Origin of the sequence: Pantoea sp. PSNIH1, from assembly GCF_007680655.1 — a bacterium.
GTDB classification, from domain to species: Bacteria; Pseudomonadota; Gammaproteobacteria; order Enterobacterales; family Enterobacteriaceae; genus Pantoea; species Pantoea eucrina.
On record NZ_VEIP01000007.1, the window covers coordinates 1 to 15,536 of the forward strand.

The 15,536-nt window shown below is 52.3% G+C and carries 14 protein-coding genes and 2 pseudogenes; 1 reads left to right on the plus strand and 15 read right to left on the minus strand.

The window, feature by feature from the left end:
- Positions 1 to 189: IS1 family transposase (locus tag FS690_RS14930; protein WP_222126077.1), on the plus strand; the 189-nt coding region annotated here is incomplete at its 5' end.
- A gap of 388 nt (positions 190 to 577) precedes the next feature.
- On the opposite strand, the gene FS690_RS18385 is transcribed toward FS690_RS14930, so the two are convergent.
- The 15 genes and pseudogenes from FS690_RS18385 to FS690_RS15010 all read right to left on the minus strand — a co-directional run bounded on the left by FS690_RS18385 (position 578) and on the right by FS690_RS15010 (position 15,520).
- Positions 578 to 904 (minus strand): hypothetical protein, encoded by a 327-nt coding sequence (locus FS690_RS18385; RefSeq protein WP_065648040.1) that lies wholly within the window; start codon positions 902 to 904, stop codon positions 578 to 580.
- A gap of 1,401 nt (positions 905 to 2,305) precedes the next feature.
- Positions 2,306 to 2,698 carry a type II toxin-antitoxin system death-on-curing family toxin gene (locus tag FS690_RS14940; protein ID WP_145339849.1) on the minus strand — a complete coding sequence of 131 codons (393 nt, stop codon included), beginning with the start codon at positions 2,696 to 2,698 and terminating at the stop codon, positions 2,306 to 2,308.
- Complete coding sequence (locus FS690_RS14945; protein ID WP_065648037.1) at positions 2,695 to 2,916, minus strand: type II toxin-antitoxin system Phd/YefM family antitoxin; 222 nt, start codon at positions 2,914 to 2,916, stop codon at positions 2,695 to 2,697. The genes FS690_RS14940 and FS690_RS14945 overlap by 4 nt, the downstream gene beginning before the upstream one ends.
- Before the next feature lie 236 nt (positions 2,917 to 3,152).
- Positions 3,153 to 4,320: pseudogene (locus FS690_RS14950) on the minus strand (IS3 family transposase).
- A gap of 42 nt (positions 4,321 to 4,362) precedes the next feature.
- Positions 4,363 to 4,716 (minus strand): POTRA domain-containing protein, encoded by a 354-nt coding sequence (locus FS690_RS14955; protein WP_255471503.1) that lies wholly within the window; start codon positions 4,714 to 4,716, stop codon positions 4,363 to 4,365.
- A gap of 364 nt (positions 4,717 to 5,080) precedes the next feature.
- Positions 5,081 to 5,280 (minus strand): annotated as a pseudogene (locus FS690_RS14960) (type II toxin-antitoxin system RelE/ParE family toxin); the annotation flags it as partial.
- Between the two features lie 21 nt (positions 5,281 to 5,301).
- On the minus strand, positions 5,302 to 6,309 hold the full coding sequence (locus FS690_RS14965; RefSeq protein WP_065648032.1) for a substrate-binding domain-containing protein: 1,008 nt from the start codon (positions 6,307 to 6,309) through the stop codon (positions 5,302 to 5,304).
- Between the two features lie 29 nt (positions 6,310 to 6,338).
- A complete protein-coding gene (locus FS690_RS14970; RefSeq protein WP_065648031.1) occupies positions 6,339 to 7,748 on the minus strand; it encodes a sucrose-6-phosphate hydrolase in 1,410 nt (469 codons plus the stop codon).
- Positions 7,748 to 9,118 (minus strand): sucrose-specific PTS transporter subunit IIBC, encoded by a 1,371-nt coding sequence (locus FS690_RS14975; RefSeq protein WP_065648030.1) that lies wholly within the window; start codon positions 9,116 to 9,118, stop codon positions 7,748 to 7,750. The genes FS690_RS14970 and FS690_RS14975 overlap by 1 nt, the downstream gene beginning before the upstream one ends.
- A gap of 61 nt (positions 9,119 to 9,179) precedes the next feature.
- Positions 9,180 to 10,700 (minus strand): carbohydrate porin, encoded by a 1,521-nt coding sequence (locus tag FS690_RS14980; RefSeq protein WP_145339851.1) that lies wholly within the window; start codon positions 10,698 to 10,700, stop codon positions 9,180 to 9,182.
- Between the two features lie 248 nt (positions 10,701 to 10,948).
- Entirely contained in the window at positions 10,949 to 12,157 is a 1,209-nt protein-coding gene (locus FS690_RS14985) for an aldose 1-epimerase family protein (protein WP_065648028.1), read from the minus strand.
- Positions 12,158 to 12,573: 416 nt separating this feature from the next.
- Positions 12,574 to 12,873: a hypothetical protein gene (locus FS690_RS18545; protein WP_065648027.1), complete on the minus strand. Its 300-nt coding sequence runs from the start codon at positions 12,871 to 12,873 to the stop codon at positions 12,574 to 12,576.
- Positions 12,874 to 13,201: 328 nt separating this feature from the next.
- Positions 13,202 to 13,426, minus strand: a complete 225-nt coding sequence (locus FS690_RS15000) for a DUF6290 family protein (protein ID WP_065648026.1) — start codon at positions 13,424 to 13,426, stop codon at positions 13,202 to 13,204.
- A gap of 204 nt (positions 13,427 to 13,630) precedes the next feature.
- Positions 13,631 to 14,557, minus strand: coding sequence for an aminoimidazole riboside kinase (locus FS690_RS15005; RefSeq protein ID WP_065648025.1), 927 nt, complete (start codon positions 14,555 to 14,557; stop codon positions 13,631 to 13,633).
- 216 nt (positions 14,558 to 14,773) lie between these two features.
- Positions 14,774 to 15,520 carry a MerR family transcriptional regulator gene (locus FS690_RS15010; protein ID WP_065648024.1) on the minus strand — a complete coding sequence of 249 codons (747 nt, stop codon included), beginning with the start codon at positions 15,518 to 15,520 and terminating at the stop codon, positions 14,774 to 14,776.
- Positions 15,521 to 15,536 lie beyond the last annotated feature (16 nt).

A 15,536-nucleotide genomic window follows, 5' to 3' on the forward strand; every position in this document is an offset into this window, starting at 1 on the left:
TACGAATCACGCCTGAAGGGAAAGCTGCACGTTATCAGCAGGCGTTACACTCAGCGCATTGAGCGACATAACCTGAATCTGAGACAACATCTGGCAAGGCTGGGACGGAAGTCACTGTCGTTCTCGAAATCGGTGAAGCTGCATGACAAGGTCATCGGGCATTATCTGAACATAAAACACTATCAGTAAGTTAGGAGCATTACCAGGCTGCGCTTCTAAATATTGCAGTGAGGGCAAAGGCTACACTTTTAGCCGGAATACATCAGCATTTAAGCTGACGACTTTAAAAAAATATTATGAAAGCAGCAACCTGCATCTGTCGCTATGAAACCAGCACTTTCACATTGAGCAGTGAAGCCTGTTAGGTTCGCAGAATATGCCGCGTAAGGGCGGACACCAGTTTTATGATTCAGCAGGTTGCTGGTTTCATGGCGTGTTGCAGTGAGCTAACGAAAAAGCCGCGTAATCCTTTACGCGGCCAATCGGTATTTTCATTTTATTTTTTTATCGGACATACACTCACATACCTGGGTCAGCACAAATACTCCTGCATCATTCAGGTATAGCTTATGTTGTATCAAACAGCCATATGCCTGACCGGGCGAACGCAGCTTTTGAATTCCACGACCGGCTTATTTTCTTTTGAAATTTTAGCTGCGATATTGACTGCACGCCTTACCTTTGTAGCAGGCTTTGCTTTAACTTCGGGCTTTGCCACGCAGTGCGGGCAGGGCTTTACCCCTTTAAAATTGGCTGCTGCCACTGTTCTGGCCTGATTCAGCGAGTAGCAGCTTCCGATAAAGACACGGGCCGCCTGATCGGGCAGGTGTGCGCAGTCAGCACGGTGAAGCAGTAGGCCTTCAGGATTGTTATCGCTTACGTAATATTTTAAAGCCGTATACATGGTAAATCCTTTGCTGTTTATCATCTGATGTTAAATGATATTGATTATTATTAAGTTCACCTGATGGGATTTCATGTGTCACAAAAGTTCCGGTGACAAAAACAGTTACGGAATATTCTTATAAGCGGATTAACACAAATAACGTGATCCTTATCAACTACTATTTTTAGGACAAATTTAATTTTTGGCCTGCAATTAACTTATTGAAGTTAATTTTCTAGATTAAAAAACTTTCAAGCATATGATTTATATGTACTCTTCGCTTTTAATAATTTTATGGGTAGTTCAGACCATATGATCAAAAAAGCATTTCAGTACCATGGCACTCATTTAAAAATTTTGATAAATCACAGTAAGAAATTAACGTGTTCAAATAAAATGAATTAAAGTTATCTGGTACTTCAGTTTTTTGGAAAAAAATTAACAGATGTTTTAGGCCGCATACCGCACACGGTAGGAACAGAAACTCAGTCCGGACTATTGGGCAGCTTTTTCGATACATCTGCTATCAGCGTGTCAGACAGAGCCCGGGCTTTTATGCTGCCCCCAGTCAGGCTGAGCCACTTCCGGTTGGAATCACCACTTTCCTGCACCATCAGCCTGAGACCGTTTAGGCGAATACAGGACGCACGGAAGCTATTGGGATAGATATCGTCTGATCGCTCATAAATTATGTGCAGGATCGTTCGCTGCGGCACCGTCTGGCGCCGATTAAGGGAAAACTGATACAGAATGAGCAAGGTCTGTTTCTGAACAACTGACAAGCGCATACTTGCCTCAGCGCGGCGCGTGCTGCCGGTAATGCACCTGCACGGCATAAAGATGTACAAATTGCCCTCACGTGGCGGGCGTAAAGCAGACTTGTATGATTAAGCGATAAGGACAGGTATTTTCACTATGAGCGTGCCCTTCTCAATCATTTCCTGCAGCAGCGTATCGCGCCAGACTTTCCAATCCAGAGAACGGTGGCAAACGTTTAATCCTGCAGATTAAGATGAACTGTCTGGCCGGTTGCTTCAACACGGGTTTTGATAAAGTACAGGACGGCGCTCTGATCACACGTAAGATTGTCCTTATGGGCGCTGGCAGGCATATGGCCAACATAATCGGTAGTCGCCTGCTTTTATTGCACCTTTGATTCGCTGACGCAGTTTGCGTATCTTGAGACTGCATTTGCCTTTGCCAGCTTCAAGTGGGAACTCCCGATCTTCTTCGGAAATAAACGTAGAAATCGGTTTGCCCTTACTGACTGCACTTCAGCCATACAATTAAGCTAGGTCTACTTCGTTTTCGTGGCTTCGATAAGGCATCGTACAGGTATGTTTTGAACGCCAATTCATTCTAAAAGTAAATAAATTGCTGTTTAAGCACATTCACAATATTTTTAGATTTGGGGTCTCATCACATAGCTAGTCTTTGTAATTCTGCTGCAATCATCGCCCTATCAGCTTCTCCCGTAGCTGCGCTGACGGTCAACTCTTCCAGAGCATTACCTTCCGGGTTCAAATCTATACCGTTACGGCGCAGGAAAAGCATCATTGCGAAAAATGCGGTTCGCTTATTATAGTCAGCGAACACATGGCCACGCGCTACGGCTTCAAGATGCGCTGCTGCAATGTGCCATACGTCAGGCAGTTCGCCATATAGGTAGAGTGTGGTAACACGGTCTATCACTGCTTTAGCTTTACTGCGGTCTGCTATACCAGGTAATCCCGGCGCAGTGCTTTCCAGCCTGTCATGAAGCATGATCAGTTCGTCTGCTGTGACAGAACGGTATTCTAACTCCAGCTTCATCGGTCGGCTAAAGCCTTAAACGTATTGGCATGGCGATCCAGAATGTAGTCCATATCCTTTTCAAGCTGGATGCGCTTTAACGACTCAAACTCGCTCTTAGATAGCATTACAACGCTTTCTTTGCCACCATTGCGGGTAACTTCGATTGGCTCAACCAGTGCCGCATCGAGCGTAGCAGCCCAAGTATCGCGTGCTGCCCTGCTGTTAACTGTATTCATGATGACCTCTTAAATATGGTACTCATTTGTGTACGCAAATTATGGTACGCATTTGCGTACGCACTCGCAAATGTTATCAGCAAAATATTGCTGGTTTCATGGCAACGTTAGTCTATTCATGGTAGCCCACTAAGTTAGCAGGCAAATGTTCGTCTATTCATGGTAAACAGGCTCAATCTGTACATATTGCGAACACATTTGGTGGCTGCGCCTTCCTCCACCATGAAATGTAGTGGTCAACTAAAACTGGCCACCGATTTAGAGTTTTCCAGTATCGCTTTTCCGATTCGTTTGAGGGCAACCCACCGTTTTAATCATGCGGCCTTAGCGAGCTGTAATACCCGACGATATAGTCTGTGATCGCATGAGCAGCTTCGCTAAAGTTTATATAACCTGTCACTGGCACCCACTCGTTTTTCAGACTCCGGAAGAAGCGTTCCATCGGGCTGTTGTCCCAACAGTTTCCACGTCGGCTCATACTTTGCCTGATCCGGCAACGCCACAGTAGTTGCCGGAACTGCCTGCTTGTATAGTAGCTACCCTGGTCACTGTGGAACATCACTCCGGCTGGTTTACCGCGAGCTTCCCACGCCATTTCCAGCGCTTTGATGGTCAGTTTGCTGTCCGGTGAGAATGACATTGCCCAACCTACCGGTTTCCTTGCGAACAGATCGAGAACAACAGCAAGGTAAGCCCAACGCTTGCCTGTCCAGATATACGTCACATCGCCGCACCACACCTGATTCGGTTCTGTCACTGCGAACTGTCGCTCAAGGCGATTCGGGATAACGATGTGTTCAGGACCACCACGTTTATATCGGTGGGTAGGCTGCTGACAACTCACCAGACCCAGTTCTTTCATGAGCCTTCCGGCAAGCCAGCGTCCCATTTTGAAGCCTCTCAGGGTTGCCATAATCGCGATACTTCTTGCGCCAGCAGAACCATGGCTGATGTTATGCAGCTCCAGAACCTGACTGCGTAACACAGCTCGCCTGCCGTCTGGCTTTTCGGGGCTTTTTTCCCAGTATTTGTAGCTGCTGCGATGAACCCCGAACACGTGGCAAAGTGTGACCACAGGATACTGCGCTCTGAGTTTCCCGATTAACGAGAACTGTTCAGGGAGTCTGACATCAAGAGCGCGGTAGCCTTTTTTAATATGTCGTTTTCCATTTCAATGCGTTGTAGCTTTTTCTTCAGCTCACGTATTTCAATCTGTTCCGGGGTTACAGGGGAAACTTTAGGTATTTTGCCCTGTCGTTCATCCCGCAACTGCTTTACCCATCGCGTCATGGTAGAAAGACCCACATCCATAGCACTGGCCGCAGCTGCAACGGTGTAGTTCTGATCAAGGACCAGTTGAGCGGATTCGCGTTTAAACTCTGCGCTGAAATTTCTTTTTTTCATTGAGGCACCTGTAATGTTCTGAGGTGAGCATATCACCTCTGTTCAGGTGGCCAAATTCAGTAAACCACTACAAGAATTAATATTGGTTAAGTTCAGGCAGCGATGGATATAGGGGGCGGTGATATTCTGCTGCTGGCTCTGCGATAATAAAGACGCGTTACGGATAACGATATGACGAACAGGGAAGCACGGACCGGATGTGCCTGACTCCCCGGCTGGGGCGGCCAGAGGCGACACCGCGTTCCACAGCGCATCGCGCTGATGCTGATCCTGCTGTAAACGTTGCTGCTGCTGATTCTGGATATAATCACGGTCGCCCGGATTCAACGGTGCCGCTGCTGCTGAAGCAGTTAATAAGCTGACGCTCAGCGCCAGTACCATCCCTGTATGTGCCATTATAAAGACTTAAGTTAAAGTGATTGTCTGTTTCCTGTCAGTTTGCCTGCACAGAATATCACCTTAACAATCAGAAAGTTCCTGATGGCGCTATAAAACGAGAATGCAATCGTAATATTACTTAAAGCATCGTTCCGGGCTGGCCTAACTCAAATATAAAGAGAGATATTTGCGAGTGCTGATGCAATCGGGAGTATTTTCCAGATATATCGTCTTTTTCTCATTAGCGTTTGCACTGTGATTAAACGTAAACCCGCTCTGATTGGTTAATAAAACCGTATCAGGAGCCCGCTTAAAGAGAGCAGATATAGCTTATTTTTCCCGGTGCAAGGTGGAATGCGTAATTACCATTGCAAATCTAATGCTATCGCATTCTCTCACTGGCAGGATGATACACATCGCTGCGTTCGCGCTTTCCGACTGCGATGATCAGCTGATCGTCGATCACCTGATAAACCAGCCGGAACCCCGACGTTTGCAGTTTGATTTTATCCCGCGCAGTCTGGCAGATGCGATATGGGGGTTATCGCAACACTTCTTCAGCTTTTTCGCAAACTGTTGCCTCTGCTCCGATCACAAGCGCCGCTATGCGTGACGCAGCCGGAGTGTGGCCGGCAGCACTCTGCGGTTACTGGCAGGCTCATCGCCAGCAATCAGCGCGCTCAGCAACGCAAAGCACTCCTGCGCCAGTCGCGGTACATCCTGTTCGACGGTATCAATCGCTACCGACAGTGAATCATAGAGATAGTGGTCATCAAAACTGGCGATGCGGATGTTGCTGTTGAGCAGATGATGCTGGCTCATGTAACGCAGCACCCCTTCCATCAAGCCGCAGGCGGCGGTGAAGATCGCCTGTGGCGGACGACCGAGTCGGGCGCAGAGCGCGGCAAACATCTCATAACCGCTGCTGGGGTGATAGTTACCATGAATAATCCACTCCGGTCGGGGCGTGACGCCCGCCAGCTCCAGCCCCTGCAGAAAGCCGGCAAGGCGATCGCGCGTCGGAGAGAGGCGTGCCTGACCGCCAAGGAAATAGATCTCTTCCGGATTAGCGCGCGCCAGTTGCGCCACTAATTCGGCAGTAGGCGTAACCGCATCCGTGATCACCAGCGGCAGCTGCGTATCATTCATATAGCGGTCAAACAGTACGACCGGCAGCTGTTCGCTGAGTTTTACATAGTCGCTGTCGCCGGACATGCTGGAGGCGACAATCAGCCCGTCCACCTGGCGGGCGACCAGGTTATCCACGACAACCCGCTCCTGGCCGGCATTTTCATCCGTACAGGAGATCAGCAGCTGTAGTCCCGCTTCGCGGCAAAGGTTTTCCAGTGCGTCTGAGAATACGGCAAAACCGTGATTGGTGATCTCCGGCACCACCAGACCCAGCGTATGGCTGCGATTATCGCGCAACAGACGCGCATGAATACTGGCTTGATAATGATGCTCACGGGCCAGGGAGAGCACGCGCTCGCGCGTCTCTTTGGCGACGCGCAGCTCTTTACCCCGGCCGTTCAGCACCAGGCTGGCGGTCGCTTTCGAGACGCCAGCCAGCGCGGCGATATCGGTAATGGTTACGCGTTTGGTTTTTCTCACGTCATGGCATCAGTCAGGGAAACAATAACTTATTGTACCACGCAGCGTCGCAGCGGCCAGTAGCGCGCGGTAACTTCTGTGTCCCCGATCAGCCTGAGTTGCGCCTCCGCTGCTGGAAAATAGCGGCTGCTCATCACGCCCTCGCCTTCGTTGATAAAAATCTCTACGCTGGAGTGGTCGCATAAAATCTGCAGCTGCGTCACTGCTCCCTGCCAGTAGCGATAGTGCCACTCCCCGTTCGACAGGCTGCGACGCGCAAGACGCAGTCCGCTGCTATGCCACTCCAGCAGCAGCGTGTTGGCAAAATCAAGCGTGATACCGCCCGTACCGGTCAGCTCCAGCTCAAGCCGTCGCGCGGCAATAAAGGGGGCATCTGCAGCCAGACCCTGAAAAGCGTGCTCCTCACCGCGCAGCGCCTGCAGCTCAGCTACCGGCCGCTGGTAGAGTTTGCCGTCACGCGTTCCCAGCTCACGGATACAGGTCATCTGGTGGATCCAGCCGCGGGCGATAGTAGGCTGATATCTCTCTTCACCGTCCGGCACCCCCATCCATGCTACCAGCAGGCGACGGCCATCGGCGGTCAGTGTGGTCTGCGGTGCGTAGAACTCAAAGCCGGCATCCAGCTCATGAAAGTCGCCGTGCGTAAAGCGGGCGGTGTCATAGTCCAGATCGCCTGCCAGCCATGCACTGGGATGCGCATTGAGAAAACGCTGTTCTTCAGGCGTGATCCCCTGCGGACAGCAGATAAGAAACGTACTGTCGCCCAGCGTGAAGAGATCGGGGCACTCCCACATATATCCTGCCGCACCCAGCCCGTTAAGGCCGCTGCCGGCAATCTCCCCGAGCCTGTGCCACGTGTGCATATCGTCAGAGCGCAGCAGCAGAACTTTGCCCTGCAGCGCATTGTCCTGTGCCCCCAGCACCATGTACCAGCTCTCACCATGCCGCCACACTTTTGGATCGCGGACGTGTCCGGTATACCCTTCAGGCAGCGCAATAACGGGTCCCAGCTTATCGAAACCTCCTGCTTCATTCTGTACCGCCAGGCACTGCCACGCGGTACGGCTGCCATCGTCAAACTTCACATTACCGGTGTAAACCAGCGTGAGCGCACCGTGATTGTCCACGGCGCTGCCGGAGTAGCAGCCGCTGCGGTCATACTCTTCATCCGGCATCAGCGCGATCGGCTCATGCTGCCACTGCAGCAGGTCCGCTGAACTCCAGTGCCCCCAGCATTTATGCTGATGCTGGCAGCTCAGCGGGTTCCATTGGTAGAAGAGGTGATAGCGTCCGTTAATGTGGATAAAGCCGTTAGGGTCGTTCAGCAAACCCGTTACAGGCGCAAGATGCCAGCCGGGATAGTGCGCATCGTTTAGCGCGCGCGGCTGACCGCGCATGACCGCCTGCAGGATAGCGGGGAACAGGTTTAATGAGGCCATTATTCTGCGTCCGTTTTGTATTTAAGCAGGTAAGAGATAACAAAGGCTGCGCTGAAAGCGATCACCATACCAATGGCGTAATTGAGCAGCGAGCTGGCCTGCACAATCGCCATGCCCGGAATACCGGTCAGGCCTACAGCCGTCATATAAACATGCACCGAGACAACCCATGCACCTCCCAGCGCACCGCCAATCAGCCCCGCTACGAAAGGTTTCATAAAGCGCAGGTTGATACCAAAAATGGCTGCTTCGGTAATCCCCAGCAGCGCCGAGAAGCCGGAGGGAAGCGCGATAGCTTTAATCTTAATATCTTTTGATTTTAACCATACCGCCAGGCACGCCCCGCCCTGTGCGACGTTAGCCATCGCCCAGATCGGCAGCAGGAAATTCACGCCGATAGACGGGTTGCCCAGCAGCCCCGCTTCAATAGCGTGAAAGCTGTGGTGTACGCCGGTGATCACAATGACAGAGTAGAGACCACCAAACAGTAATCCCGCCAGCCAGCCGGCGTGGGCGATCAGCGTGCTCAGGACAAAGGAGATCCCGTCACCCAGCGCGCGCCCGGCCGGACCGATAATCAGCAGCGCTACAAAACCGGAGATAATCACCGTCAGGAATGGCGTCAGGATCAGATCCAGCGCGTCGGGGATCACCCGGCGTAGCTGTTTCTCCAGTACGCTCATGAACCATACCGCCAGCAGTACCGGGAACACCGTGCCCTGATAGCCAATCATCGCGACTTCGATACCAAAGAAGTTCATGGTATGGAAACCAGCCGCCACGCCCCAGGCGTTGGTCAGCGCCGGATGCGTCAGGATCCCGCCCAGCGTCGCCCCGAGAAACGGATTGCCGCCAAACTCACGTGCGGCAGTGAATCCGATCAGGATTGGCAGAATGATGAATGCCGCTGAGCTGCACATATCCAGCATGATATAGAGTGCATTTTCCGGATTAACCCAGCCGTAGGTTTTCACCATGCCGAGCAGCCCCATCAGCAGACCTGAGGCGACAATGGCCGGAATAATCGGAACAAAAATATTCGACAGCAGACGCGCAATACGCTGAAAAGGATTGAGTTTACGTGCAGCGATATCTGCTGCTTCTGACTTACTGGTTTCGCTGATGCCGGCTTCGCGGATAAAGGCAGCATACACCTTATTCACCACGCCGGTGCCAAAAATGACCTGCAGCTGTCCGGCATTGCGGAAGCACCCTTTTACGCCATCGAGTTTACCGATCGCGGCGGTATCTGCTTTGGCATCATCCACCAGTACCAGACGCAGACGGGTAGCGCAGTGCGCCGCGCTGGCAATATTTTCCCGGCCTCCCAGCAGCGGCAGCAGCGCGCGGGAGATCTGTACAACATCCATAGTAACCTCTGTTTTTCGTTGTTATGCCTGCCAGAATGTGGCCCCCGCAGGGGCCGGAGAATCAGAACCAGGTTTCCATCTGCACGCCAAAGTTCCACTCGCCGCCAGATTTAAAGCCGCTGCTGCCAAAGGCGTCATCGCCCGCATAGTTATCCAGACGGTGATCCCAGTCCATCCAGCTGGCAAACAGACGGATTTCAGGGCGCTTGAGGAAGTCGCCGACGTCGCTGGCTTTCAGCGTCGGCGCTACGGTGAGCTTGTAAAAATTGCCACTCACGGCATTGCGGCTGTTGTAGCCTTCAGGCCGCAGATCCATGTACTGATATGAGCCTTCATACTGCATCTCAAAGTTCTGCGTGAATTCCTGAATCAGGCGCAGGTTCGCGGTCGCCCATTCATAGCTGTCGCCTTTGACGTAGCGATCTTTGCTGCTCTGTGCCAGCAGTGCTGGCGCAATATGCCAGCCGCCGCCCAGCGGCGTAATGCCGTAGCTTGCGAGGCGCCAGGTATCGGCTTCCGGCAGCAGCGCACCGTCAGATCCCAGCGTTTTCACTTCCGCGCCCAGACCGTGGCCGTAGAGCAGGGCCGTTTTAGCCGCGCCTTCGCGCAGGCCGTAGAAAGTATCGTTATGGATGCCCGCTAATACGTGCACGCCGGTGTTAGCCGCGTCGCTTTTCACGCGATTTCCTTCGATATCGGTGCGCTGGTCATTATCTTTAGCGCGCATGCCGCTGAGCATCAGCTGCAGCGGTCCGGTGAAGTTATTCAGTGAAAGAATGTAGTTCTGCGCGGTGTTTTCATTATTTTCGATATCACCAAAGGTACGTCCGTAAAGTGACAGGTTACTGCGTGTGGTTTCGCCCCACTTCATGTCGTAGATCCCGGCACCGGTACCCGCAAGAAACACGACGTCGGAGTCGATCCAGTGAATATCAAAGTTGTCGCGATCGAAGCGTTTACCCGCCCAGACGGTAGAGTCTTTGAAAGCGCCGGAGAAAGTGGGCAGCTGCCCCAGCTCAACAAATGCCTGACGCAGGTTGAGATCGCTGCTGGCCGCTGTCCAGTCATTGTAAGTACGCTGCCCGTCCGCCAGCATCGCTTTAAAGCGGGTGGTGGCTCCGTTTGCCAGCGTCTCTTTGTGCTCCAGATTCAGTTCAACATAGGTGTCAGGCTCGTTGCCCAGCCGGCCCACATGTCCTCCGGTCTCGCCAGCCGGCGTAACGGTCGGACCACCCTGCGTTTTGGCCGCTGAACTGTTCATCAGCAGGCCGGAGCGGGCATAACCATGAAACTCAAATCCGCTATCCTCGCTGCCTGTCGTCGCGGGTGCGGCTTTTGCCGTACGCTGTTCAACCCGGGCAATCGCCGTCTGATTTTTCTGCTGGGCGGTGGCCAGCATTTGTGCCTGTTTTTCTGCTGCTTTTGCGCGGGTTTCTGCAAGGTCAGCACGCTGTTCTGCCGCCGCGAGACGTTTTTCCATTGCTGCAAGACGCGCTTCAATACTGCTCATATCGGTGGCGGAACACGCTGTTCCTGAACTTAATAAGGCGCTGAGGGTAAGGGCGAGGATGCTTTTTTTCATGGTATGGCGTCCCTGAGAGGTAGCTATTATCAGATATTGTTTTTTGCTAAACCGATTTAGTAGCTGAATCCTGATGAACTTTGTTACTGTGCGCAACTGATTTTGCTAAACCGTTTTAAGTGATGTGAAGTACATCGCAAAATAGTGCAGGAAAACGCAAAGGGACGTCTCAGGTGGGTAATACATGGGGGAGAGAGAAGCAGGAGAAAGAGGGAAAAAAGAGCAGAGCCAGGCTCTGCTCCATGCGGTTACTCTTTAGCAATCGGCGCCTGATCTACGGTGACTTTTTCATCGCCCTGAATCTGCCCGATACGCTGTTCCGTTTTGCTGACGGCGTCAGCATCTTTCAGCAGCGTGTAAGTCAGCTCAAACGTGGTGCTCTGGCCCGGCTGTAGCTGCTTAACCCTGCCCTGCTCTTTTTCAATGGTGACCGGATAGGCATAGCTGGTACCGGGTTCAATACCGGTAACGTAGCCCTGTTTAAGCGTGTCGGTGTTTTTCCACATGGTCAGCACCGGCAGCTGGCGGGTATCAAACTCGATTGATGCCCCTTTATCGCCTTTGCTGTTAACCACCGCCGCCAGCGTTTTTCCGTTGCTGTCCGCTTTCGGCACCAGGTTAAATACCATCTCATCAAAATCTCTGGCAGGCGCATCATAGACGTTCCAGCTATTCAGCCCTTTCTGCGCGTAATCGTTAAAAGGCGAGACAGATTTCAGCGGTGCGATAAAGCGGGCATCTTTCTCCAGAATCGGCGTGCCGAAATTGCTGTGATAGATGATCTGATAATCCTGCGGATAATCGCCGTGGTTGGTTAACACATCATGCAGTGTGAAGGCATCTGTACCCGGCACGTAACGGAGCTCTGTCCAGGTGGCGAGGTTCGATTTTTTGAACGTATGCTCTTTCAGCAGGCCGCGAATGCGGATTTCATGCGGGGCTTTATCATCCACGGTGACTTCAACCTGCGAAGCGGGTGTGTTGCCCGCTTTACCGTGCAGCGTATAGATGCGGCCATCTTTAGTGACCGGATGCCCGGTCCACTCATAGCCGCAGCGCACCATCATTTCATTAAAGCCATCAAGCCAGCCGAGACCGTTGCGGCTCTCCAGATTGATATAGGCCGGGTTGACCACTTCATCTACCGGCGAATCCCAGCCCAGACGCACGCCGTGTCCCCTGACGTACAGTAAATCCATCCCGCGCGTCGGGCTGAGCGCGATGGTCAGGCCCTCCGGACTGGTAATCGTAATGACTTTCGAACCTTCCTGTTTGCCGCCATGCAGCACTTTTTGTTCGATGCTGAACGGCTGGCCGCCCAGCTTCAGCGTTTTGCTGTCGATGTGCCAGTTTCCCTTCTCTGTACTTGCTTCAGCATCCGTCAGCACCCATGTCTGTGCTGCTGCCTGAACGCTGATCCCCGCCATGACCACACCGGCCAATAATGCTAATTTCATAATGATGCATCCTTTGCTGAATTGATTTAGCTAATGTCAGCTAAGCGTACAAACATGAGGAAAATGAAACCGTGAGGTGCTTCACTTCGGTCGGTTATACCGTCAGTAATCTCTGTAAATTTGGGTTAGATCACATTTTTAGAGGTTAAGACGGCGTTTTTAGACGCACAGAGAGAGAAATCAAGCTGAAATGGTGGTGTTTGGTTTAATCGTTTCAGCTTTAAAGGGGTAGGATAAATAAACGCGTGCTGCCTGATGCTCAGTTGCGAAAACAGCCGGGTTGCGGAATGGTGTCGTTTAAGAGGGTTTGAAGTCTGATGGAACGAAATAGTTTTAGCAACAACTCCGTCAGCATCCTGTCAGGCCGGTTATCACATCCGGTAAGCAGCGTTGCAACCACCACGACAACCACGTCTTTACTGAGGAATTTTAACTTCTTTCTCAGCAACGAAATTAAAGCGGGCCAGGGCATGCTCCCCGCCCGGCAGTTTCCGGGTTTCCATCAGCGAAATGCCCAGCATATCCTGCAGAGCGAGGAACACCGAAGAGGCAAGCGGATGGTACTCCAGCCTAACGTTCAGCCCGGTAACCGGGCTGTTGTTCTCATCCACGAACTGAAGCTCAAGCCAGTGCTTCCGCTGTTCGCCGCGACACTGAACGGTTTTGTATGTGCCTCTGAGACTTGTGACCAGAGTATTGTCACCGATGATTTCCACGCCAATTCCTTTTGAGCAGTAAGGTTAACCAGCGCGCATCATACCCTGGATAGTTTCCCTGCTAAATTATTAAGCTGAAAAACGGACCTGAAAATCGCGGATTCAGGGCGGGTATGCTTACCCATGAACTGTTAGCTATGAAAATATGAAGGCGGGTATTTATGGAGCTAATGCGACGGGTGTAAACTCACCTAAATCACCTTTTAGCGGCTTCACTGACTGGCGCGGATCTACCGAAGCAGCAATGCGTATGTTCATAAAATCCACTATCCGTCGCGCATTTTGCTTATCCATTTTACGCAACACTTTCAGTGCACGGTCAGAGTAATTAATCGTCCAGACCAAGTGACTTCCTCACGTCTTCGGACGAATGCATGGATTCCTCTCCACGCCTGATGCGCTCAACTGTTTCCGCTGCTAAGTAATAATCCTCAAGATCTTCAAGATGCGTAAGGATAGCTTCGCGTGCATAGAACGTCTTTGTTCTACCGGTTTTTTTCGCCAGCGAGTCCAGACGGGACTCAATATCATCAGATAAACGGATAGCAAGCATAACGGCCCCTGAATTTAAGTGCTGTACATGGATAGCAAAAATCATAACCCTGTCAGGATGAAAAAAAACCAATCACTGGTTGAAACAACAGCATTAAACATGACATGTCCCTGCTATGCTTTTCCTCGCTGTAATCTTACATCCTGCTTACCGGCCGGCCTGCTGCTCCCGGCACGGTGCTAATGGCCTTCAAGCCCCCTTTAATCAGGCAAGCTGCTGCTGCAGCTGATCAAGATAAGGCAGCGCGGTCATTGCGCCTTTCGCCGTGGTTGCCAGCCCGCCGCAGATCTGCGCGCGCTCCAGACACTCTCTGAGCTGCACGTCATCCTGCGGCAAACCCTGTCCGGCTAAATGCCACAGCAGCCCGGCAACAAAAGCGTCTCCGGCGCCGGTCGTATCCACACTGACAACCGGGCGCGTCGGATAGTGCTGCAGCGTGCCACGGGACCATGCCTGCACGCCCTGGCGGCCCTGGGTAACCAGAATAAGCCTGATAGCATATTGCTCAGCCAGCTGCTGCATACCTGCCGCGATATCGCTGGTGTTACAGATAAAGGTCAGCTCTTCTTCTGAAAGCTTTACTACGTCAGCAAGAGCCAGCGCACGGGCAAGCGCGTCGCGCAGCTCCGCTTCATCTGCCCATAAATCGTGCCGGATGTTGGGGTCAAAACTCACAAAGCCGCCCGATTCATGCAGTTGCTGCATCGCCGTCAGCGTGGTGTTTCGTGAGGGATCTCTGAGCAGTGCAATCGAACAGCAGTGCAGCCATTCGCCCGCCCGGAAAGCTGGCAGCTCGTGCGTTTCGATAAACAGATCTGCTGAAGGACGCACCATAAAAGTAAAGTTGCGCTCACCGTCTGCGTCCAGCGCCACCACGACAACCGAGGTGCGCTGCGTGTTATCTGGCTGCATAAACTCGGTGTTTACCTGCTCGGCATTAAGCGTATCAATCAGGAACGTGCCAAAGGGATCGCCGCCTACTTTACCAATAAAGCCGCTGTTGCCCTGAAGCCTGGCGATACCCACCGCCACATTGGCGGGCGCACCGCCGGGACACTGAATCAATCTGTTATCACACTCCGGCAGCAGATCCACAACTGCATCGCCCAGACACCATACCCGTTTGACCATTTCACTTCTCCTGATCGCAAGCTAAATCGGTTTAGCAATAACATATTATTATGCACAAACGGAGGGGGTTAGAAAGGTTCAGGCCACTTTTTTGCGAAAGTGTGCGGGTGATACCAGATTTTATGGGTGCAGAAGTTGATGGGCAGAGTGTTCAGAGGGTGGCTGAAGGCTAGCCGACAGGTACAATCCGGCAGCCAGCCGGGCTGTAAAACTTTATCAGGCTGCAGTCAGCAATGTGCGATCGGGGCCGCTTAGCATCACCGGTTTATCGTTGCGCAGTTTTTCACGATAGTTCCACTGCATCAGCTGCGAGATCCCTGCTCCACACCACATCATATGGTGATCGTGCCGATAAATTGAGGTGGCCGGCAACCCGGTCACGTTCTCGGAAATCTCGACCCGGCAGCCCTGCCCGGTCAGGCGAATAGCTTCCAGCCAGATTTCGGTTGCGTCTGTCACGCTGATAGCTTCCAGAAAAACAGGGACAGTTTTACGACGCTCCGATGCACGCATGATACAGCGTGCGTGAAAAACCACGGCATCATGAAAGCGTGATTGCTTTATAACCGAATCTGCGCTGTTATCACTGCGCAGCAGCAGGTTCAGCGGCTTCAGATAAGCGTTAACAAAATCATCACCGCTGTAGTCGCTGCCCATCTGTCGCATGCGCGCCTGCAGCGCTAAATCCGAGCTGTCGCGCAGCTGGTCCGTCATCTCTTCCTGCCGGCATTGCCAGCGATTTTGCGGCAGCGGTGACCTGCCCTGCAGAAAGGCGTAAATTTCAGGCAGCGTGCTGCCGGTAGCCGTCAGGTCCAGCACGCTATAGATACGCGTTAGCTGTCCGCTGGTGTATTCACCATTATGCTGTGGCTGGGTAATCAGGCCTGCGCGCTTCCAGTTGCGTAAGGTGGCGGGTAAAAGGCCGGTGAGGTCGCAGATGGCCTCGACAGAATATAAACTCATTACAGGTCCCCCGATA

What these genes read in the sequence shown, in the direction of transcription:
- FS690_RS18385 (WP_065648040.1), bottom strand. Translation starts at nt 904, where the DNA reads ATGTATACGGCTTTAAAATATTACGTAAGCGATAACAATCCTGAAGGC.
- FS690_RS14940 (WP_145339849.1), bottom strand. Translation starts at nt 2,698, where the DNA reads ATGAAGCTGGAGTTAGAATACCGTTCTGTCACAGCAGACGAACTGATC.
- FS690_RS14945 (WP_065648037.1), bottom strand. Translation starts at nt 2,916, where the DNA reads ATGAATACAGTTAACAGCAGGGCAGCACGCGATACTTGGGCTGCTACG.
- FS690_RS14955 (WP_255471503.1), bottom strand. Translation starts at nt 4,716, where the DNA reads ATGGCACATACAGGGATGGTACTGGCGCTGAGCGTCAGCTTATTAACT.
- FS690_RS14970 (WP_065648031.1), bottom strand. Translation starts at nt 7,748, where the DNA reads ATGGCCTCATTAAACCTGTTCCCCGCTATCCTGCAGGCGGTCATGCGC.
- FS690_RS14975 (WP_065648030.1), bottom strand. Translation starts at nt 9,118, where the DNA reads ATGGATGTTGTACAGATCTCCCGCGCGCTGCTGCCGCTGCTGGGAGGC.
- FS690_RS14980 (WP_145339851.1), bottom strand. Translation starts at nt 10,700, where the DNA reads ATGAAAAAAAGCATCCTCGCCCTTACCCTCAGCGCCTTATTAAGTTCA.
- FS690_RS14985 (WP_065648028.1), bottom strand. Translation starts at nt 12,157, where the DNA reads ATGAAATTAGCATTATTGGCCGGTGTGGTCATGGCGGGGATCAGCGTT.
- FS690_RS15000 (WP_065648026.1), bottom strand. Translation starts at nt 13,426, where the DNA reads ATGCTTGCTATCCGTTTATCTGATGATATTGAGTCCCGTCTGGACTCG.
- FS690_RS15005 (WP_065648025.1), bottom strand. Translation starts at nt 14,557, where the DNA reads ATGGTCAAACGGGTATGGTGTCTGGGCGATGCAGTTGTGGATCTGCTG.
- FS690_RS15010 (WP_065648024.1), bottom strand. Translation starts at nt 15,520, where the DNA reads ATGAGTTTATATTCTGTCGAGGCCATCTGCGACCTCACCGGCCTTTTA.